Here is a 20175-nt window from a genome sequence, read left to right on the forward strand (position 1 = left end):
TTATCGTGCACACTAGCTAATTTAGGATGATTACATTTACGTCAAGGAGCTTAACTACACAGAGGCTTTGATTGTTTTCGGAGATGTCTATTACATCTTACCAAAACTCGGTTTAATTAAAGAGCGATCGCCATCTTCGAGGTATTATAAAAACAGACTTCATTCCCGATCGCATTATGGTTGCTTTACCCGATCGCCTATCGATGAGCGCAGAAGAATACCTAGCTTGGGAATCCACCCAAGAGGAACGTTACGAGTATTGGGACGGCGAAGTCGTCGCCATGACCGGCACAACCCGCAATCATAATCGGATTGCAGGAAATTTCTTCAGAATCCTAGATGATGCCCTTGTCGATCGCCCTTGCGAACCTTACATCGGAGATATCAAAGTCCAAGTAGAACGAGGGCAAAAGTATTTTTATCCTGATGTTATGGTAACTTGCGACGATCGCGATAACGATCCGCAATTGGTGCAATTTCCTTGCTTGATTGTCGAAGTTTTATCACCTTCCACCGAAGCAGTGGATCGCGGCACCAAATTTGCTAAATACCGCCAATTTTTAAGCTTACAAGAGTATGTTTTGGTGCAAGTTGAACAGGTGGGAGTAGAGATGTTCCGGCGCAATCAACAGGGGCAATGGGTGCTGTCGGAGTATGGTTTGGGCGATTCTTTGCTACTTGAATCGGTTGGTGTGGAAATTGCGATCGCCGATTTATACCGCCAAGTAAACTTTTCTTAGTCAGCGAAGGCGGAATTCGTTTGACAAGAAGCCAATTCCATTCGCCATTTTTCTTTATTTCCTTACAAAACTTGCCTGGGGGCGATCGGAATTTCAATAATAAACTCGCTCCCCTCTCTCGCTGCAGACACGCAAGTCAACTTTCCGCCGTGAGAACTAACCACAATCGAGTGCGAAATAGACAACCCCAAACCAGTTCCCGAACCCACTGGCTTAGTTGTAAAAAACGGATCGAATATCTTATGCAGCACCTCAGTGCTCATCCCAGGGCCGTTGTCAGCAATTCTAATTCTAGCAGAATTCCGGTCTGTCACCTCTGTTGAAATTGTAATAGCAGGCTGGTTCTGAGAGTTTTCCGGGCAATCTCTTGCTATGAGGAGAGCATCGATCGCATTTGTCAAAATATTCATAAATACCTGATTCAACTGAGACGCATAACAAGTAATTAGTGGTAGCGTGCTGTAATTTTTAATCACCTCAATTCCCAAACGCCCGCCCTCTTTTCTCAGGCGCGGTTGCAGCAACATCACCGTACTGTCGATGCCTTGATGGATATCTACCGACTTCATTTGCGCTTCATCGAGGCGCGAGAAATTCCGCAAGCTCAGCACAATATCCCGGATTCTTTCCGCTCCTACTTTCATAGAATCCAGCAGCTTTTGCAAATCTTCGCTCAAAAATTCCAGCTCAATTGTTTCTATTTCCTCTAGGATTTCATCAGCCGGTTCGGGATAGTGCTGCTGGTAAAGCTCAATCAATTTTAGCAAGTCTTTAACGTATTCGCTAGCAGGATTGAGATTGCCGTAGATGAAACTTACAGGATTATTAATTTCGTGAGCTACACCAGCCACCATTTGCCCCAAACTCGACATTTTTTCCGTTTGGATTAATTGAGCTTGAGTTAGTTTCAGCTCGCGCAAAGTTTGTTCTAAACGCTCGTTTTTTTCATTTAACTCCTGCGTCCGCTCTTGCACTTTCTGTTCCACCGAATTGTAAAGCAGAGCATTTTCTAAAGAAATAGCAACTTGCGAAGAAAGCAACCTTAAAACTTCCAATCTGTGGGGAGTAAATGCCCCGACAGTTAAATTGTTTTCTAAATAAAGAATGCCGATCAGTTTGCCTTGATTGATAATAGGAGTACACAAAATAGATTGGAGGTGGTGTTTGGCGACGTAAGGATCTGCTGTAAATAGTCCCTCAGCCGCCGCATTGCTCAACACCAAATCCGAGCGAGTCCTTTCCACATAATTAATCACCGTCACAGGTAAATCCTGATAGTCTCCAACAGGCGTAAATTGCAGCACGGCTACATCTTCAGAAAATACTGACGCTTTAGCTGAAATCAACAGTTGACCATCTCTTACTAAGATCAGAAAACCTAATTGAGCACCCGCATTCTCTAAAGATATTCTCATCAAAGAAGCCAGCAACTTATCGAGGACAATTTCGCTAGAAATTGCCAGAGATGCTTTCATTACCGTTGCTAAATCCAGCACTCTCGCATCGCTGCCAGTAGAAGTATGAATAGTTGTTGTAGTTTGATTGTTGTTAAAACTTCCGTTGAGCGGCGTCATTTCCCGCAACTGCGGATACTTCTGTTCTAAATCTTCTACTTTGCGGACTGCACCCCAGCGCAAGTAGCACGAGTGAGCTTCGCGCAAGTGGATTTTGGCATATTGATACTTGCCTTTACTCAACCAAAACTTAGCTGCTAGTTCATTAGCCAGCGCTTCATTTTGGACAAATTCATTGTCTTGGGCTAAACTTATAGAGAAATCGTACAGCTCTACAGCTTCTGAATCTTTCTTAGAAATTCTTGCTATTTCTGCTTGTACTAAAAGGTATTTGTGCAGAAAATTTTCGGCACAGTTGTCTGCCCAAATTTTCATCTGTTTTTGGTTGGCTTCTAACTTTTCCAAGTATTGCTTTTGCTTGTCTTCGGAAACATTTGGAAAAACGGCGGCTAAAACTAGAGAAAAGAAAAAATTCCATTCTGTAGCTGGTATGGCTCCGGTAATAAAAGATAGCTGTTTTTCTACTTCCAAAGCTAGTTGTAGCGCTTCGTTGAAGTTGCCGTACCAGTACATTACCTGACATTTCCGAATCTGATAAAGGCAGAGCGAGTACAAATTTTGATGAGCTTTACAGTTGTTGACGTATTCAGCTTCGCTGATATCTTCGCTTTCAAATACAAACTTTTCAGAAGTTAGTTTGCTCAAGTTGCGCAGGATTAACTCTACCCCTAATAATATATCGGTTACGAGCTGATTTTTGGTTTTTTGGCTGAACTGCAAATATCTGCTTGTGTCGGCCAGAATTTGCGATATTTCTTTACCTTGAAAAAATGAGTTAGCTATGCGGTTGGACAGGATATAACCCGCATACTCTAAATCTCCTGATTCTAAAGCTGCTTGATATCCTTCATTGCTGATCGCGTGGGAATCTTTGATGTGGTTGAACCAGTAATAAAAAATACTGACTAGGGATGAACAAGCTCTGCACTTCAAGCCGATATTGCCAGATTTTTCGCTGAGATTCAGCGAGAGCAAGCCGAATTGATACGCAGCTTTGTAATCTCCCGAAACTGCGTTTAAGAACATACCGTAGCCAGCATAGCAAAGAGAGGCTTCGGGTACTAAACCGTATTGTAGAGAAAGATTGACTCCTTTTAAAACGCTGACTTTCCACAAGTCGGGATTTTTGAGGTACGCCGATGTGAGCAAGTTTGTAATTAATTTGACTGCAACTTTTTTGTCTGGTACAGTCATTTCCGGGGCGTCAATCAGGGAAGCTATTTCTCTACCAGCTAAAATATTCGTGGCTGCTGCAAATTCTTCGGATATGACTTTTTGTAGCCCGTCTAGCGGCAAGTCAATTCCGAGCAAGTCCAAAGCTTGGATTCCGGCTTTAACGGCTTCTTCGTACTTCGCCCGCAGGGTGTACTGCACGATCAGCAGGTTGTAAATTTCTACCTTTTCTAAGGCAGATCGCGCTTTTTCCAAAGTTATATTAATAAATTCTTCAGACTTCTCAAAAAAACCGTTTAAATACTCAACATTTGCCCGCTCCATGTGCAAGGCAAAGGCTAAATCGTAGTGGGCATCCCAAATATCGGCGCTCAAACCGTCCATGCCTGCGGTCAAATACTGCAAGGCAGCAACATAAGCAGTGGCATCTTTGGCTCTGCGGGCCGCGTCTAAATTCAGCGTTGCCAGTTCAATTAATTCTCGATCGTCTTTAATTAGCGATCGAGCTACATTCAAGTGATCGACTAATTCAAAGATTCTGTCAGCACGATATTCAGCAGGAGTGTTTTCTAGGATTTGCCTGCCTATTTTCAGGTGAACTGCCTTTTTTTGCGAGTCGTCGATCAGAGCGTAAGCTGCTTGCTGTACCCGATCGTGCAAAAATTTATAATTCAGAATTAAAAGCGGAAACAGCACGTAATCTAATGACTTGCTTTCCAATTCCGAAGTGGGCAGGATCAGTCCCGACTTAATCGCCGGCAACAGGTGAGAAAAAGTTTCAGAGGCTTCTTTTTCATGAATTAAAGAAAGAGTATTTAAGTCAAACTCGTTGCCCAAACAAGCCACTAAACGCAAAACTTGCTGCGTTGAACTTGGCAGCTTTCTCAATTTTTGTACCATCAAATCTACTACATTGTCAGTGATAGCACACTGCTCAATTTGACTCATATCCCAATGCCAGCCGCCCTTGATCCCCGACTGTGGCGGGTGAAAAACTAGCAAGTTTTCCTGATACAATGTTTGCAGGAATTGATTGACAAAAAAAGGATTGCCGTCGGTTTTGCTGATTACCAATTCAGCTAAAGGTTTCACAGATTCTCGATCGCTGTGCAAAGTCTCGGCAATCAAATGAGTTATGTTTTCCACCCCCAGCGGCGACAAAGCAATCTGATTAATGATAGCTTCCTGATTTCGCAGCGTCTCCACAGTCATCATTAAAGGATGAGTAGGACTAACTTCATTATCCCGATAAGCGCCAATTAAAAACAGATATTGCGTAGCTTCATCTGTCATCATCAATTCGATCAGCTTGAGAGTAGCAGAATCAGCCCACTGCAAATCGTCGAGAAAAATTACCAGCGGATGTTCTGGCTGGCAAAATACGCGAATGAAATTTTGAAAGACTAAATTAAAGCGGTTCAGAGATTCCGTCGGCCCCAATTCAGCTACAGGAGACTGAGCTCCGACAATTAGTTCAATTTCCGGAAGGACATCAATAATAATTTGCCCATTTTGACCGAAGGAACTGCGGAGTTTTTCGCGCCAAACTGCTAATTGAGCCTCGCTTTCAGTTAAGAGTTGTCGCACCAATTCCGAAAAAGCGCTGACAACAGCAGAGTAAGGAATAGTTCGCTTGTACTGGTCAAACTTTCCCCCAATAAAATAGCCACGCCTGCGGGTAATAGGTTTGTCTAAAATCTTCACCATTGCAGATTTGCCAATGCCGGAATAACCAGCAATCAGCATCATCTCGCTGCGAGATTTATGCTGTCCTCTCGATAAGACTGACAGGGGAACTTCTTTCCTGGATTTGCTCTCTTTCTTGATGACAGAAATTTGGGATTGTTCGGTGCGGGTTCGATTATTTGTTGCTGCTACCCGTTCAAATGCCGCTAAAAGAGTTTCAACTTCTCGCTGTCTGCCGTAAAGTTTTTGAGGTATTTGAAATTTGTCGGAAATATCTTGGCTGCCGAGAGGAAACTCGGAAACAACCCCAGATGTTTGCCACTGAAACAGGCAGGATTCCAAATCGGCTTTTAGTCCCCAAGCACTTTGATATCGCTCCTCAGCGGTTTTTGCTAACAATTTCATCACAATATCTGAAACAGCTTTAGGAATTTCTGGGGCAATTTCAGCGAGAGGTACTGGTTGTTTGGCTATGTGACAGTGAACTAACTCCATGGGATCTGTAGTGGGAAAAGGGAGCTGTCCTGCCAGGATTTCATAGAAGGTGACGCCGAGGGAATAAAAGTCGGTGCGGTAATCGATTACCCGGTTCATTCTGCCGGTTTGTTCCGGCGACATATAGGCTAAAGTGCCTTCTAAAAAATTAGGATTTTTATTCGGAACGTGTTCCAGGTTTGATGCAGTTGAGATGCTGAAATCTATGAGTTTAACTTGTCCTGTAGCTGGATTAAAAACTATATTAGAGGGGTTGATATCTTTATGAATTACATTCTTACCATGAATTTCTCCCAAAGTTTCAGCAACTTTGATGGCAGTAGTCAGAAATCCTAAAATTGTGAATTTTTGGGAAGCCATAAAGATTTTTAAAGATTCGCCCCCAAAATCTTCTAAGATCATTGCCAGACTATTTCTAACCTGCTGCAACTTGTAAACTTTAACAACTCCGTCCAGCAGGTTTAAGTTGGCAGTAATCTCATATTCGCGCTTGTATCTATTCAGTTCTTCAGGAGTCGGATAGTCTTCTTTGATAAGTTTGATAATAACAGGTTGGTTGTCCTGCTCGTTGTGGCCGCGGTAAACCAGGGAAGTGCTGCTTTCATAAATGAGAGCGAGAACTGCAACGCCGGGAATTGCCATCATAGTTGGGTTCTCTCAAATTAGGTGTGCTTGGTCAATGTTACAGGACTTACGCGCGGCGGGCTAGAAACCCTGTTTCTTCGTTGCTAGTCGTTGACGAACCCAAGATTTTCTCGTATAAGCCGGGTTTCTTTTCGTAAATCCTATGTTATTCTTCATTATCGCTCAAGAGATATCTTTTGGGATGTGTGGGAAGACACGCCTTGACAGCACAGAACTGCTGAGGTGACAAAATCGCCTTCGGGGTTTCGTCACCTCAGCAGTTACGTAAATAAAAGCACAAATATAGGATTGGTGCAAGGATTTACTGTGAGACTCGATCGCACGCCTGACAAAAAAAAACAATCTCAGCTTTTAGGAGATTGCTTGAATGAAGGCCTCACACCTCAATCAAACCGCCCAAAGGTGCAACTCCTAACTACACGCTAGTCATCAACGCGCCGGCTCGAATAATAACCTTTAATCTCGGAGTTAAAAAATTTGCCTGTAGAATCAGCATCTTGTAGAGATTCCCACATTTGGGGTTCCACATCGCTGTATTGATAGACTGACCCGCTGCTAAATTCTATTTGCAAAACTTGCTCCTCTTCGTCGTATCCGATCGATCTAGCCATTTCGGAATCTACCGACATCATCGCAATTGGTTCTGGGCTTGAAGCAATTTCTTTTAATTCTATACCAGCACTGAGTTCTGTTGAATCTGTATTCGCGATGAAATCAACCATTTGCAGCCCTTCCTTTGCAGCTTCGGGAGCGACTATTTCGATAAATTCGACTTCTTCCCCCCGCTCGATTAACAGTCCTAGCTTGCCGTTAGAGTGACCAACTGCTAATACGTTGCTCAAGTCTATTTTGGATAGTTTCATGGGATTTGTCAAGGATTGATTTTACGTCAATATCTCCCCCGCTTTGCAACTTTTGATGCCGGGAAAATAGTCGATTAATTAATACTTTATTCTAAGTTGGCTAAAAAGTCAATATATATTTTTGCGAAAATTCAGGCAGCAATCTAGCTGTAAGTTGCGCCAGGGGTATCCTAGGTTGATAAAATTTGCCGATTTATTAACGAAACTTGACAATAAATTAAGAATTATTGCCATAAAACAAAGGTAAAGTTCTGGGAATTGCAAGTTAAATCCCAAGCAGCAAAAGCGTTTGAGCATTTCTCAAATCTGTAAATCCTCAGAAAGTTACTATTTCTAAAGAATTCATCCGGTGAGAAAATCAGAAACAACCTTAAAATTTAGCAGTAATCGCCCGATCGGGCAATTCTCAACCAGCACCAGGAAAAATACCTATGAAATTGGCTTATTGGATGTACGCAGGCCCAGCCCACATCGGCACTTTGCGCGTGGCCAGTTCCTTCAACAACGTCCATGCGATCATGCACGCACCGATTGGAGACGACTACTTCAACGTCATGCGTTCCATGCTGGAGAGGGAACGGGACTTTACCCCGGTAACTACCAGCGTCGTTGACAGACACGTACTGGCGCGGGGATCGCAGGAACGGGTGGTGGACAACATCACCCGCAAAGACAGAGAAGAACACCCAGATTTAATCGTGCTCACCCCGACTTGCACCTCCAGCATTCTGCAAGAAGACTTGGAAAACTTCGTGGAGCGAGCTCAATTGGATGCCAAAGGCGATGTATTGCTAGCCGATGTTAACCATTACCGCGTCAACGAACTGCAAGCTGCCGATCGCACTTTGGATCAAATCGTCCAATTTTACATTAACAAAGCCCGCAAAAAAGGCGATTTAGTAGAAGCCAAAAGCGAAAAACCATCTGTCAACATTATCGGTATGTCTACGCTGGGTTTCCACAACCAGCACGACTGCACCGAGTTGAAGCGTTTGATGGCAGATTTAGGCATTGAAGTCAACGAAGTTATTCCCGAAGGTGCTTCGGTTCATAACTTGAAAAGACTGCCGCGCGCTTGGTTTAACTTGGTTCCTTATCGGGAATTGGGGATGATGGCCGGGGAGTATTTGCAAAAAGAATTCGGCACGCCGATGGTGGATATTACGCCGATGGGTGTGGTGGAAACTGCGCGCTGTATCCGCAAGATTCAGCAAGTTTTGAATGCTCAAGGTGCGGATGTTGATTACGAAAATTTTATCGACCAACAAACGCGGTTTGTGTCTCAGGCTGCTTGGTTTTCGCGATCGATCGACTGCCAAAACTTAACGGGCAAAAAAGCCGTAGTATTTGGCGATAATACCCACGCTGCGGCGATGACGAAGATTTTGGCTCGCGAGATGGGAATCCACGTTGTGTGGGCTGGAACCTACTGCAAACACGATGCTGATTGGTTCCGGGAACAGGTAAGCGAGTATTGCGATGAAGTGCTCGTCACCGACGATCACGGGGCGATTGGAGATGCGATCGCCAAAGCGGAACCTTCGGCGATTTTCGGTACGCAAATGGAACGCCACGTAGGTAAGCGGTTGGATATTCCCTGCGGCGTAATTGCTGCACCGATTCACGTCCAAAATTTCCCGATCGGCTACAAGCCATTTTTGGGTTATGAAGGGACGAATCAGTGCGTAGATTTGGTGTACAATTCCTTCACTTTGGGAATGGAAGACCACTTGCTGGAAATCTTCGGCGGCCACGATACCAAGGAAGTGATTACGAAGGGTATTTCGGCTGATTCTGATATGGGTTGGACGAAGGATGGACAGGCAGAATTGAATAAAATCCCCGGCTTTGTGCGGGGTAAGGTGAAGCGGAATACTGAGAAGTTTGCGCGCGATCGGGGGATTGATAAGATTACCGTTGAGGTGCTGTACGCGGCCAAGGAATCTGTCGGCGCTTAATGATTTGTTGGGCGGGCAAATGCCCGCCTTGCAAAGTTTTGTTTTGGATTTAAAATAAGTTGCGATAGGTTTATGAACTACAAACTTGATGTGCCGCTATCTCCCAAACTAGAAAAGTATCGCGATCGAATCGAAGCAACTATCAAACCCTATATTGAAATTACAATTGAAAACCACGAACCCGCGAACTGGTGGCAAAGTAAATTTGGCGGATTGCCCTATTTACCTAAAGGATTCGAGTATCCTAAAACTCCTGATGGCAATTGGTTTTTTTTGCTGGCCCAAATCAACTTTTCTGAAGTACCGCCTCTTGAAGGTTTTCCCGATCGAGGAATCTTGCAGTTTTATCTTCCAGATGATAAATTATATCTGTATGGCTTATCTTTCGACTCTGGTGAAGATATTTTTCAGGTTTTGTATTTTCCTCAACCTGATTTCAATATGGAAAATATCATCACTAATTATAATTTTTTACCAGCAAATATTGAGTGTTTTCCTATTTGGGGATGTTGTAGTTTGCAGTTTACTAAAAAGTATGCGCCAATTAGTGATTGCGATGAGGGGCTTACAAAAATTTTAGGAGAAGATTTTTATCAATTATTGAGAGAAGACGAGGAAGTTTGGGATGATTATATGGATCTATGCGTCCCTGGCGGTCATAAAATTGGTGGCTATCATGATTCTTTTCAGTCACACGATGCTAGACCACATTGCGAAAGCGATCCGTATATTCTTTTATTTCAAATGAATTCCGGTGGAAATGATGTAATAGATATTCTGTGGGGCTTTGGTGGCGTAGGTAACTTTTTTGTCAAAGAATCAGCATTAAAAAAATTGGATTTTAGCGATGTTATCTACGAGTGGGATTGTTGATGGAGGGTAAAAAAGGCTATGTCGATCGCTATTTCGGAAATTGTCGATCGCGACGCACCCTACGGTATCTGGTAAATTTTTAGTCAGATTCATCTGACGATATTGCTGGATACTCCAAAAGCTGTTCCCCTCGGATAATCCACAATTTACCCGCAACTTCTGCAGCATCCAATCCGCGAATTAATATTTCTACTGCCGCTGGCAAATCTTGCGGTTTCGCTTGAGAAGGCAGACGCAGTAACACTATTCCAGAATAATCAGAAGAATTGTAGCGGAGGCGATTGCCAAACCCCCTATCCAAAGTCACCAAACATCTATCTTCCCTCCGACATATATCAATTAATAATTCATCCGGTGTAGAACTCAAATTTTGTTCCCGTACAGTCGCAACATCATGGCCAGCCAAACGTAACATCGAAACAACGCGGATGCTGCCCAAATTTTCATCAAGTTTTAACTTCACTTTAAAACTACGTTTTTTTCACCCAGAGGAATTTCGACATAATAATCTCTTGCCAACTCAGCCCCATAAGCAATACAAGCCAAAACGTCTTCTCGTTCAATTCCCGGATATTCCTCAAGCAATTCTTCCAAAGTCATGCCGCTAGCTAGAAAGTCAAGAATTAGAGAAACCCAGATGCGATGACCGCGAATACACGGTTTGCCAAAGCAGATATTCGAGTCGATTGAGATGCGAGACAGTAAATTATTTTGAGTCATGTCTTTTCAATTAGATATTTTCCATCTTCGCGCATATCGGGAATAATTGTATCCCAATTAATCAGTTCTTGATTTTTTATTAATGATGCTTTGACGACTAAGACTCCACCAACATAATGAACCTCGCACTCTTCATCCATATTTGCTGGTTTGCTGTTGCCAGTTTCATCTGGCGCCGAAGCTACTTCCTGCTTTCTCCGCTGCCATAACAGGAAGTCAGCCAAGTTGAGGATTTCTTGCAGTTCGATTTCAGAGAAATTTTTCAGTTTGTCAACAATTTGTTCTTGCAGAGGTATCACGGCTATTTTTTCCTTGCTTAAGACAACCGCTAGATTCAGTTTAACACCAAGCAGGAGCGAGATCCCTTTTCCAACAAGCGTGCGATCGCCCACGAGGAAAATTTCTACACTATCAGATGAGCCAATATAGCTCTCATGCAAAAAATTATGTCAACCTCTACGAAAAGGGAGTATCCCGATCTTGTGGCCCCCGTCGGGCCTTAAAATGGTTTACCGAAACGTCCCTAATTCAGATTTAATCATCCCGCTTTCCTGCACAATCGCGGACGCTGCTTCCCCCAAAATTTTGTGTGCGGCCGTCGTCGGATGAATGCCGTCCCAAAACAAAAATCGATCGGGACTACCACAAACACCTCCACCCGATAAACACGCACTCGTCACATTAGTCAAGCCATATTTAGCCGGAGAAGCGATCGCTTCCCGATAAAGTGCATTAGCATCCAGAGTCGCGATTTTCAAGTCTGAATGCTGTTGATTTAATACCTTAACAGCTCGCCTCAAACCCTGATTGTGTGCTTGTGTTAATGCAGTGAGCCTTGCAGAATTAACGCCTGTTCGCGTCGCCGGTAACTGCCCCAAATCTGGTAAATTTGCCACCAGGATATTTTTGGCACCCACACCAGCAAGAGATGCGATCGCCCTCGCCACATTTTCAACGGGAAGATTAGCATTATTTGCCCCCTGCAAATAGTCATTAGCACCTGCCCACAGTACATACAGTGCATGAGGATTTGCCTGTTTTTGGGAGTTAGTCCATGACTGAACTTGCGCTAACAAACCAGGGACAAGGCTATTGCGATCGCTTCCCGTTGTTGCACCTCCATAGGCCAAATTAGTGACTCGTTCAGGCGGCAACTTTAGGCGCTCGGCAAGATACTCTACCCAAACTTTACCATTCGAGTAACGCCCTTGAAAGTAAGTCGAACGAGGCGGATATTGACCCCCGCTCGCTCGAAACACCATTCCCATATCGGAAAGACTGTCCCCAAATACATATAGTTCATTGACAGCCTCAGAACTTTGAGCTGATAGGATGAGTGCAACCATAAAAGATAAAAGCGCAATAAATACTGCAAACAACGTTTTTTTTAACACTTTTTTTAACACTTGGTATTAGTTATATCGTTAAAATATTTGATAATTTTTACCGCTAATTGCCGAGTTCGTAAATTTCAATTTTAGTGTTAGTTATATTTTTGAATTAGCTTAAATATTTGCCTCAATTACTAATCTATCAATTTTGGGAAAAATGTGGGGAATAAACCTGAACTTTAATTGCGGTTTGCCTCACTCCACTGCTCAACCTACATAGATTGGTGATGTCCTCGACACTTGTCTAATGGTATCTAGCTCATAGCGCTGTGGAGGGGGCAAAACCGTACATATTTTGGGAGATTACCCAATAAAGTTAGGCAAGAGGCGAACCACGAAACTCTCGGAAACAACCACCATTGAGATAACTATCCATCACGGAATAAAAGAATTGATTGAAAGCGGATTTACTGGGCGAGCAAGAAATCGATCGCACTTTAGATCCTTGAAAGCCCGCACAAAACAAAAACCCTCCCCAACAAGGAGAAGGGAGGGTGAAAAGACAGTTAAAAATTTAAGTTTTTGCAGAATTAACAATAAGGAGTCACATCCTCGCCACACTCGTCAGCCAAATAACACAAAGCACGAAAGCGCAGCCCAACGATTTGCTCGTAAAGCGGATTTAACTTGCACAGCGGCGGAATGGATAATAAAGTGCGAGCGCCAATTTTGAATTCTCGCTCAAACGGACACTGGCTAGGAATAAATTTACACAGCAACCGAGCCAACTTTTGACTTTTAATAGCAGTGTTATCAAGCCATTGTTTTAGCGGATGCAAGGGGTCAAAGTCTGGCTTTTGACCGTAAGGTTGAGAATTTGTAGCGACATTAACTGCGGTTTCTTGTTTGCTAAACCTTACCCAATTTGGTAGAGTTCGGTAGGAGACTGTATGCTCAAATACGTTCATTTTGCTCTGTTCCTCTTTGATAACGAGGTGCCAAGAACTCTTTGTAGAGCTTGTGCTATATTATCTACAATCAGTATCTACAGCATCTCGTTTTGCTTTACCGGATTGAACTTCTTAAATTAATGACTTAGGGCGAGAAAAGTAGTTCCTGATTTTTTTTTAAAGACGGTGTGCGCTCTAAAAAGTGTCCTCATTTCAAGCCCAACAATTGATTGATAGGGTAAAATTTCTGTCTTCTACTTTTTAGCTTCAACCTTCGGTTGACTCTCCTTTTGTAGTTCAATTACAATTGTGACGCATTGAGGTGAATTATTCTATACGTGAAAATGCGGAACTTTTAATAAAACTTATCATATTTCTAAATAAGCTCTGCTGCAAAATACCCTGAAACCTTGCCCCAACTATATTTGGTCGCGATCGCTCAGAAACTTCTACAATGAGAAATAATCGGTATCACCGCCCTCACAACCCATGAGTAACCCAGAAAGCAAAGCTATCACCCGCGAATTGCAAAGCCACGCCGCCATTCTCGGCGGCTTCGTCTCCCTCCTCTGGATTATCGAAATTGTCGATGTATTCGTGTTCCGAGGCAGGCTGAATGCCTACGGAGTCCGCCCCCGCAGCATCGACGGACTTCAAGGCATCCTGTTTATGCCTTTTCTGCACGGCAGTTTTGCTCACTTAGCAGCCAATACCCTCCCTTTTGTGACATTTGGTTGGTTGATAATGCTGCGAGAAATTAGCGACTTTTTTATCGTGAGTGCCGTCACGGTGCTAGTCAGCGGATTCGGAGTTTGGCTGACCGGCGCCCCCTATTCCGTTCACATTGGTGCCAGCGGATTAATCTTTGGTTATTTCGGCTTCTTGCTGCTGCGTGGCTATTTTGAACGCAGCTTTACCTCTATTTTGGTATCTTTAGTTGTGGGTTTTTTCTACGGCAGTTTAATTTGGGGAGTTTTGCCCTCGCAGCCGGGAGTTTCCTGGCAAGCGCATTTCTTTGGCTTTGTCGGCGGGGTATTAACCGCTCAATTTTTGGGGCGGCAGAAACGGAAAATTAACTAGGATTAGGACTTATGGTGCACGGTATCATGACCGTAGTTTATTGCCCCGAACTTATCTGAAAGGGTAGGTTTTTTGTCAAGAAAGCTGGTTTATTTTGTAAGAATTGCATCCCGGACAGCAAGACTAACTGCTAACCAATAATTCAACCCGCGCCGGCAAGCACACTGTAAAAACCGAACCGGAACCTAACTCGCTTTGAACGTGCATATCGCCACCCATCATCACGCAAAAGTGACGGCTAATAGTCAATCCCAAACCCGTGCCGCCGTACTTGCGCGTAGTTGAGGCGTCGCCCTGCATAAAAGCTTGAAATAAATGCTGCAATTGTTCGGAGGAAATCCCAATGCCCGTATCTGCTACGCGAAAAATTATTAAGTCGGAAGGTTCTGCTATTTCTTGAGTTGTTAAGCTTTCATGTTTAACTCTTTCAATGCAGAGGGTAATAGTGCCGTGTTCCGTAAATTTAGCTGCATTGCTCAGCAGGTTGAGCAATATTTGACGAGTTTTGGTAATGTCAGCATACATCACTCCCAAGTCGCTACCGCAATCAACTTCAAACTTATTATAATTTTTATCTACCAAGGGTTTGACAGTAGAAACTACCTCGTCAATTAAATTAACCGGGTTGAAAGTTTCTAAGTAAAGTTCCATCCGCCCTGCTTCAATTTTAGAAATATCTAGAATGTCGCTAATTAAAGACAGCAAGTGTTTGCCCGCCATTTGAATTTTGTGCAAGTCGGGGATAAAATCTTCGCAGCCTAAATCCTCGGCGTCTTCTTTGAGCATATCGCTGTAACCAATAATCGCATTGAGGGGAGTTCGCAATTCGTGGCTCATATTCGCTAAAAAGGCGCTTTTGGCTTGGCTTGCGGCTTGAGCTACTTGCGCTACTTTTTGGAATTCTTCTGCTAATTTGCGCTGAGTAATATCTTCAGCAATACCGACGATGCGGTAAATTTCTCCGGTTTGGCTGCGGACTGGAAAAGCCCGATCGCGCACCCAGCAAACTGAACCGTCAGATCGCACTACCCGATACTCCTCATCATAATCGCCCAGCACCTGTTTCTCAAAAGCAGCCTTGACGCGATCGAGATCCTCCGGGTGAATAACATCCCAAAAAGCCTGCGGTTCTGAGTGCAAACTCTGACAGCTCAAATGCCATATTTTCTCGCAAGCAGGGCTCACATAAACTAGCTGCTTTTGATTTGGTTCTCTAATCCAAAATACCTCATGAATATTTTCTGCCAACTGACGAAACCGCTCCTCGCTGGCCCGCAACTGCCCCACAGCACTGTGAAATTCAGTCACATCCTGAATCAGCGATGCCACCCCGATAATGCTGCCGTCAGCATCAACCAAAGTCGTATTGTACCACTCGCAAAGAATAATTTTGCCGTCCTTTGTCATGTTCTCGTTAATGCTACTAATTCCTCCTTGATTAGTTAGCAAAGTGATAGATAGTTGCCTGACATACTCCTTAGCACTTTCAGGAACTATTAGATCGACTCCGTGGCGTCCCATTGCTTCCAAGCGGTTGTATCCAAAAATTCTTTCCGCTGACAAATTCCATTCCGCTACTTCAAAGTTTAGATCCCATTCAATCGCCCCCAAAGGAGTTTGGTGAAGATGGAGAGCCAGTTTTTGCTGCGATTTTTGCAAAGAAAGAATTAATTCATTTTTGTCGGCGATCGCAGATTCTACCCGATCTTCGAGAGTAGTAAACGACTCTTCCAATTGAGCGGCCATCCTATTAAAAGAGCGAGCCAGGACACCCACCTCATCCTCCCGCTCTACAGACGCCATCAAGCGGAAATCTACCGCCATCCCGTCCCATTCTCCCCGCGACAAAGCCTCCGCAGCCTTGCTCAGACGCTGAATCGGTACAACAATCCACCTAGAAGTCAGAGCGCCAATCGCCGTTGCCACCACCAAAGCACCGAAACACAGCAACACTGTGTAGCGAGTGTTGGCATTAATCCTTTCCATAAAATCGGCTTCCGGAACCGCCACCACAATCAACCAGTCGAGGCCCCTGCTGTCTAAAAGCGGCGTCACCTGTAGAAATTGCCGTTGACCGTCGATCGTAAAATCTAACTGGCGAGATCTGTCAATTTTGTGCAAATCCCCGAAGCGTTCTGTCAAATAGCGGGCGGTCGATCGAATTAGAACATTCTTGCTGCTGGCTGCCACAATCCGTTTCGCAACACCATTGCTAACAATAAATGGCGGTTCCAGAGTAGAATTTGCCACCAATTGCCCAGACCTTTCTACAATAAAAGTCTGTCCTGATTTGCCAATTTTTAGAGTTTCCAAGAATTGATTGAGCTTGGAAAGTGCCAAGTCAGAACCCAGAATTCCTATCAGTTTCCCATCCTCGCCATAAACTGGTTGAGCAGCCGTAATCGCTAGTTTGGGAGCGTCAAAATAATTATAAATTTTACTCCAAGTCGGTTTGCCTGCGCGCACCGGAGCTATGTACCAAGGTCGGACGCGGGGGTCGTAGTTGAGAGTAGTTTTTAATAGCTTGGTTGGTTCCTCGAACTCCGACAGCACGTAGCTATGCAAATTATAGCCAGTAGATTGATTAGAAATCTGAACTTGCAACTTGCCGTCGTCGAGGCGTTCAACTCCAATAAAATCTTTTTTTTCGGATGCGAATTGAATGTAGCTAATTTTATCAAAAATTTTGATTTGTTTGTAGAAGTAGCGTTGCAAACTATCACTATCCTGCTCGTTCACCATGCCGAGACGGATGGCATCGAGATTGAGCTGATTGATTTGGTGTGGCGTTTCAATATAATTATTAATATGTTGCTGGATACGTGATGTGACTTCTGTCCGCAGTTGTGCGGCAACATGGTTGACGGCTATGCGCCCGTTCCGCAGCGACAGCCACCCCGTCAACCCTACAGCAGCGAAAGTCTGAAGGGCAAAAGGCACAACAAGGACGATGCGAATTGGCACTTTGCCTGACATTTTTAAAATTTGGTCGGTCAAATATCTGATTGGCATGATGAAGCAGAAATATTACGAACCCACAACATTTCAGAAAAGTAAAGCCTGACGAGGGCAAATTTTGAAGTTGAGATGGTTTTAGTAGGCAAAGTGCTATTAAGAGTTCGGAATTTGTCGCTGGTAATTGAATTTTTAACGACTGCCATCGCCATCTTAGCGCGATCGCCCCCTTTAACAACAGGTGCGATCGAGATGAATGCACTATTAATCCTGGGATAACCCTACACGCTCATACTATTATAGATTTGAGATGAAAGAATTAAACAATTGGGAAAGACTGATTCTGTAAGGGTTTAGAATTTGCCCGCTTTTGCATTCTTTTTTAAACTGGTATCTGAAACGGGGTTTTTTTAGCGTTTCGGCCTGCTGCAACGAACTATTTTCATGAAAAAAAAACTGGTGGATACCAGTCCATGCCTCCAGCACTAACTATTTTTCTACTCCCGACGTGCGCTAATCAAACAAACCGAGTTTTTGGTTGACTCATTCCTGAAATGACGTATTTTGGCGTTTCAACCCGCTTGCTGCGTCAGTTGTATGTTTCCGATAACGCTATCCAAAGTTATAAGTTTTGCCGGAACTTTAATTGATATCTCCACAAGCAGCTACTTTTGATAGAGTGCAACTTAATTCCGGCTGAGTACAATAAGCATAGTAGGATGCAACTAGCGGAGGCATGGATGATGAACGCAGTTATTGCTACTCTTGGCACTGCTCTTGGACTGAGTTCAATTTTTATCGGTTTGACCCCGGCGGTTCTTGCCCAACAAAGACTGCCACCAGCGCCCCAAAATTCGGAAACGACTTTATCCGGCGACTCCCTCAGGACTGTGGAGGACAGAACCGTAGACTCGGACTACCAAAACTTGATTGGTGAACCAGAAACGGCGGCTAATTCTGCTAGAAGGGAAAGCAGCTTGGGCGATACATTTCGCCTCAAAATCGATGGCCCATTGGAATTTATCACTACTCCTTCGGACGCCCAGCGTCAAGGAAATCCTTTACCTCCTAAACAAACCGACAGTGGCACAGAAGCGGGAGTTCAGCTTCAGCTAGGACTTTAGCAATTTTAAATTAATTCATTTGAAGCAAGCGATCGCGGAACCCAATTTTTGATGGTCGGAACTATTGTGACTGCGATCGCCTTTTTTTATGAGTTTTATCACAAGTTTTGTGCCGTTTCCATCACACCACAGCGCCGATTCTCAACAGAAAATTAGGACTATTAAACTTCTGATTCAGCCGGCTTAGCTACATATCTTTACAATATCGTATAAAACTGGCGGTGAAGGTGATGGGAAAGGGTCTACTGCTCGATTATTTGCGGGGGGAGTTGGCGATATCGAATTCTGCGATCGCCGTTGCTCTCCGACACGGTGAACAAGATGCCAGCCAACTGCCGATGGTTCTGTGGCAGTACGGGTTAGTTACACTTGAACAGTTAAATCTGATTTTTGATTGGTTGGAAGCTCAGCCGATTTAGCAATTTAAAATCCTGAGTTGAAAAATATGGATATCGGATTGCAGATTTTTGACAAATAAAGCTTGCACAAACGATCGATCGTCGAAAAGTATGGGGTTAAGTCTGGAAGTTGAGGATCGGTCCGATCTTTTCCTTTTGGATAAAACACAAATATCCAGTAGGGACACAGCACTGCTGTGTCCTAATTTTTCTTACAGATAGAGGTCAGGGACGGTATAAAACAAACCCCAGCAACTTTTAGGCTGCCGGGGCTTGTCTTATTTAATTTGGTGGCGGGAAGTGGATTTGAACCACTGACCTTCGGGTTATGAGCCCGACGAGCTACCAGGCTGCTCTATCCCGCGTCGCTTTGTCTGTCTTTCTAATATAAACATATCTTTCTGAAAATAGCAACCCCACAATCAAAAAAACTTTTGAGATTGTGGGAGGGGTTGCTGAAATCGGCTCAGAGTCTCGATCGCACTAAAGCATCGAAACTTCCCCGATTACCTCCAAGCGCTTGAAGTCGCTGAGAGTGAGGTAAGTCTCCGAAAGAGTTTCGGCGATCGTCGGAGTAATCCACCCCAACTGCTTGAGCAAGTGAATCGCCACAGCAAATTGAGCGCGCTTTCCCCCATCCGTCACCTTAATTGCCAAGCCCATGCCTTCGCCAACGCGGCCAATACACTGCACCCCTTCGGCGCCGGACTTGCTCACCAATTCCCCTTGAGTCAAGCGCATCAGTTCCGTATCAAATTTGCCCTCACCCGCAACCATCATCGGGTGATGAGTCATAGCGCGGACAATCCGCTCCATATCCACATTGTTGCCGGAGGCTAACTGAGCGTACAAAGACGCCATTTGCCCCAACTGCAACAGATAGGTAGGAGCGCCGCAGTCGTCGCGAGCGCTGATAAACTCTTCGGCAGGCATTGCCAGCAAGTCAGCCACTTTGCCCAAAATAAGCTGCTGGACGGGATGTTTGCGGCGCAAATAAGTTTCCATAGGCCAGTGCAGTTGCTGACAGACAGCCAGCATTCCGGCGTGTTTGCCGGAGCAGTTGTATTGCAGGGCGCTCTTTTTGCCTTCGGGAATGGGGCATTGAAGTTTAGAGGGGTCAATGTCGCAGCGCCACAGGACGTTAAATACCTGGCGCGATTGCTCGATCGTACCTTGATGGGAACTGCAAATAATCGCTAAATCTCGATCGGTCAATTCGTAGCGTTCTAAAGTGCCAGTCGCCGTCACCGCCAAAGCTTGAAAAGGCTTGAGTGAAGAACGGACAAATGAGGCCGTTTCCGAGTTACCAGCAACGGACAGAACGCGCCCGCGGTTGTCGCAGACAGCGGCCTGGGCGCGGTGCCTCGATTCCACAATACCTTCGCGCAGCAGTGTGACTTCAAGTTCGGGAGCTTGGGTTCGTTTTCCCCTTGTCATATCAATTTTAGATTTTAGATTTTAGATTTTAGATTGGGGTTCAGGAAGTTATGAGTTGCGAGCTGCCAGTTAAGAGTTATAAAGTTAATCTTTCTGCGATCGTTTCTGACTCATGCACTCCGTGTGCGTTGTTGGCTGTGGGCGGCAATCTCAAAACTCAAAACTCCCTTCCA

General features: G+C 44.4%; 17 protein-coding genes and 1 tRNA gene. 8 read left to right on the top strand and 10 right to left on the bottom strand.

All coding sequences use genetic code 11. The annotated features are described in order from the left end of the window. Nucleotides 1–176: 176 nt before the first annotated feature. The gene (locus tag E5S67_RS19170; protein ID WP_172189924.1) at nucleotides 177–740 is read left to right on the top strand and encodes a Uma2 family endonuclease; all 564 of its coding nucleotides are present in this window, start codon (nucleotides 177–179) and stop codon (nucleotides 738–740) included. Nucleotides 741–802: 62 nt separating this feature from the next. On the opposite strand, the gene E5S67_RS19175 is transcribed toward E5S67_RS19170, so the two are convergent. Beyond that, a complete protein-coding gene (locus E5S67_RS19175) occupies nucleotides 803–6313 on the bottom strand; it encodes an ATP-binding sensor histidine kinase (RefSeq protein ID WP_172189926.1) in 5511 nt (1836 codons plus the stop codon). A 222-nt stretch (nucleotides 6314–6535) separates the two neighbouring features. Between E5S67_RS19175 and E5S67_RS32580 the strand changes: the two genes are divergently transcribed. Then, complete coding sequence (locus E5S67_RS32580) at nucleotides 6536–6739, top strand: hypothetical protein (RefSeq protein WP_216670581.1); 204 nt, start codon at nucleotides 6536–6538, stop codon at nucleotides 6737–6739. On the opposite strand, the gene E5S67_RS19180 is transcribed toward E5S67_RS32580, so the two are convergent. Further along, nucleotides 6736–7176 (bottom strand): KTSC domain-containing protein, encoded by a 441-nt coding sequence (locus E5S67_RS19180; protein ID WP_172189928.1) that lies wholly within the window; start codon nucleotides 7174–7176, stop codon nucleotides 6736–6738. The genes E5S67_RS32580 and E5S67_RS19180 overlap by 4 nt on opposite strands. A gap of 431 nt (nucleotides 7177–7607) precedes the next feature. Here E5S67_RS19180 and bchB point away from each other — a divergent pair, with 431 nt between their 5' ends. Further along, nucleotides 7608–9134, top strand: a complete 1527-nt coding sequence (gene bchB, locus E5S67_RS19185; protein WP_172189930.1) for a ferredoxin:protochlorophyllide reductase (ATP-dependent) subunit B — start codon at nucleotides 7608–7610, stop codon at nucleotides 9132–9134. Between the two features lie 72 nt (nucleotides 9135–9206). Beyond that, on the top strand, nucleotides 9207–10007 hold the full coding sequence (locus tag E5S67_RS19190) for a YwqG family protein (RefSeq protein ID WP_172189932.1): 801 nt from the start codon (nucleotides 9207–9209) through the stop codon (nucleotides 10005–10007). A gap of 79 nt (nucleotides 10008–10086) precedes the next feature. Here the strand turns inward: E5S67_RS19190 and E5S67_RS19195 are convergent, their stop codons facing one another. The 5 genes from E5S67_RS19195 to E5S67_RS19215 all read right to left on the bottom strand — a co-directional run bounded on the left by E5S67_RS19195 (nucleotide 10087) and on the right by E5S67_RS19215 (nucleotide 13026). Further along, complete coding sequence (locus E5S67_RS19195; protein ID WP_172189934.1) at nucleotides 10087–10470, bottom strand: DUF5615 family PIN-like protein; 384 nt, start codon at nucleotides 10468–10470, stop codon at nucleotides 10087–10089. After that, nucleotides 10467–10727, bottom strand: a complete 261-nt coding sequence (locus E5S67_RS19200; RefSeq protein ID WP_172189936.1) for a DUF433 domain-containing protein — start codon at nucleotides 10725–10727, stop codon at nucleotides 10467–10469. Before E5S67_RS19200 ends, E5S67_RS19195 begins: the two co-directional genes overlap by 4 nt. Further along, on the bottom strand, nucleotides 10724–11026 hold the full coding sequence (locus E5S67_RS19205) for a hypothetical protein (RefSeq protein WP_172189938.1): 303 nt from the start codon (nucleotides 11024–11026) through the stop codon (nucleotides 10724–10726). Before E5S67_RS19205 ends, E5S67_RS19200 begins: the two co-directional genes overlap by 4 nt. Nucleotides 11027–11236: 210 nt before the next feature. Further along, on the bottom strand, nucleotides 11237–12121 hold the full coding sequence (locus tag E5S67_RS19210) for an SGNH/GDSL hydrolase family protein (RefSeq protein ID WP_343045297.1): 885 nt from the start codon (nucleotides 12119–12121) through the stop codon (nucleotides 11237–11239). A gap of 527 nt (nucleotides 12122–12648) precedes the next feature. Next, nucleotides 12649–13026 (bottom strand): Mo-dependent nitrogenase C-terminal domain-containing protein, encoded by a 378-nt coding sequence (locus E5S67_RS19215; RefSeq protein ID WP_172189942.1) that lies wholly within the window; start codon nucleotides 13024–13026, stop codon nucleotides 12649–12651. Between the two features lie 471 nt (nucleotides 13027–13497). On the opposite strand from E5S67_RS19215, the gene E5S67_RS19220 reads away from it, so the two are divergent. Then, the gene (locus E5S67_RS19220) at nucleotides 13498–14088 is read left to right on the top strand and encodes a rhomboid family intramembrane serine protease (protein WP_172189944.1); all 591 of its coding nucleotides are present in this window, start codon (nucleotides 13498–13500) and stop codon (nucleotides 14086–14088) included. 123 nt (nucleotides 14089–14211) lie between these two features. On the opposite strand, the gene E5S67_RS19225 is transcribed toward E5S67_RS19220, so the two are convergent. Continuing rightward, nucleotides 14212–17100, bottom strand: a complete 2889-nt coding sequence (locus E5S67_RS19225) for a PAS domain S-box protein (RefSeq protein ID WP_172189946.1) — start codon at nucleotides 17098–17100, stop codon at nucleotides 14212–14214. A 75-nt stretch (nucleotides 17101–17175) separates the two neighbouring features. Between E5S67_RS19225 and E5S67_RS19230 the strand changes: the two genes are divergently transcribed. From E5S67_RS19230 to E5S67_RS19240, 3 genes are all read left to right on the top strand, one after another. Further along, the gene (locus E5S67_RS19230; RefSeq protein ID WP_172189948.1) at nucleotides 17176–17322 is read left to right on the top strand and encodes a hypothetical protein; all 147 of its coding nucleotides are present in this window, start codon (nucleotides 17176–17178) and stop codon (nucleotides 17320–17322) included. A gap of 461 nt (nucleotides 17323–17783) precedes the next feature. Further along, a complete protein-coding gene (locus E5S67_RS19235) occupies nucleotides 17784–18167 on the top strand; it encodes a hypothetical protein (protein ID WP_246276867.1) in 384 nt (127 codons plus the stop codon). A 230-nt stretch (nucleotides 18168–18397) separates the two neighbouring features. After that, nucleotides 18398–18586, top strand: a complete 189-nt coding sequence (locus E5S67_RS19240) for a DUF2949 domain-containing protein (protein ID WP_172189950.1) — start codon at nucleotides 18398–18400, stop codon at nucleotides 18584–18586. Nucleotides 18587–18853: 267 nt separating this feature from the next. Here E5S67_RS19240 and E5S67_RS19245 read toward each other — a convergent pair. Together E5S67_RS19245 and E5S67_RS19250 are read right to left on the bottom strand one after the other, a co-directional pair. Further along, nucleotides 18854–18930: transfer RNA gene (locus tag E5S67_RS19245), tRNA-Met, on the bottom strand. A 118-nt stretch (nucleotides 18931–19048) separates the two neighbouring features. After that, nucleotides 19049–20002, bottom strand: coding sequence for an asparaginase (locus E5S67_RS19250; protein WP_172189952.1), 954 nt, complete (start codon nucleotides 20000–20002; stop codon nucleotides 19049–19051). Nucleotides 20003–20175 lie beyond the last annotated feature (173 nt).

Origin of the sequence: Microcoleus asticus IPMA8, assembly GCF_013179805.1 — a bacterium.
In the GTDB taxonomy this organism is placed as follows: Bacteria; Cyanobacteriota; Cyanobacteriia; order Cyanobacteriales; family Microcoleaceae; genus Microcoleus; species Microcoleus asticus.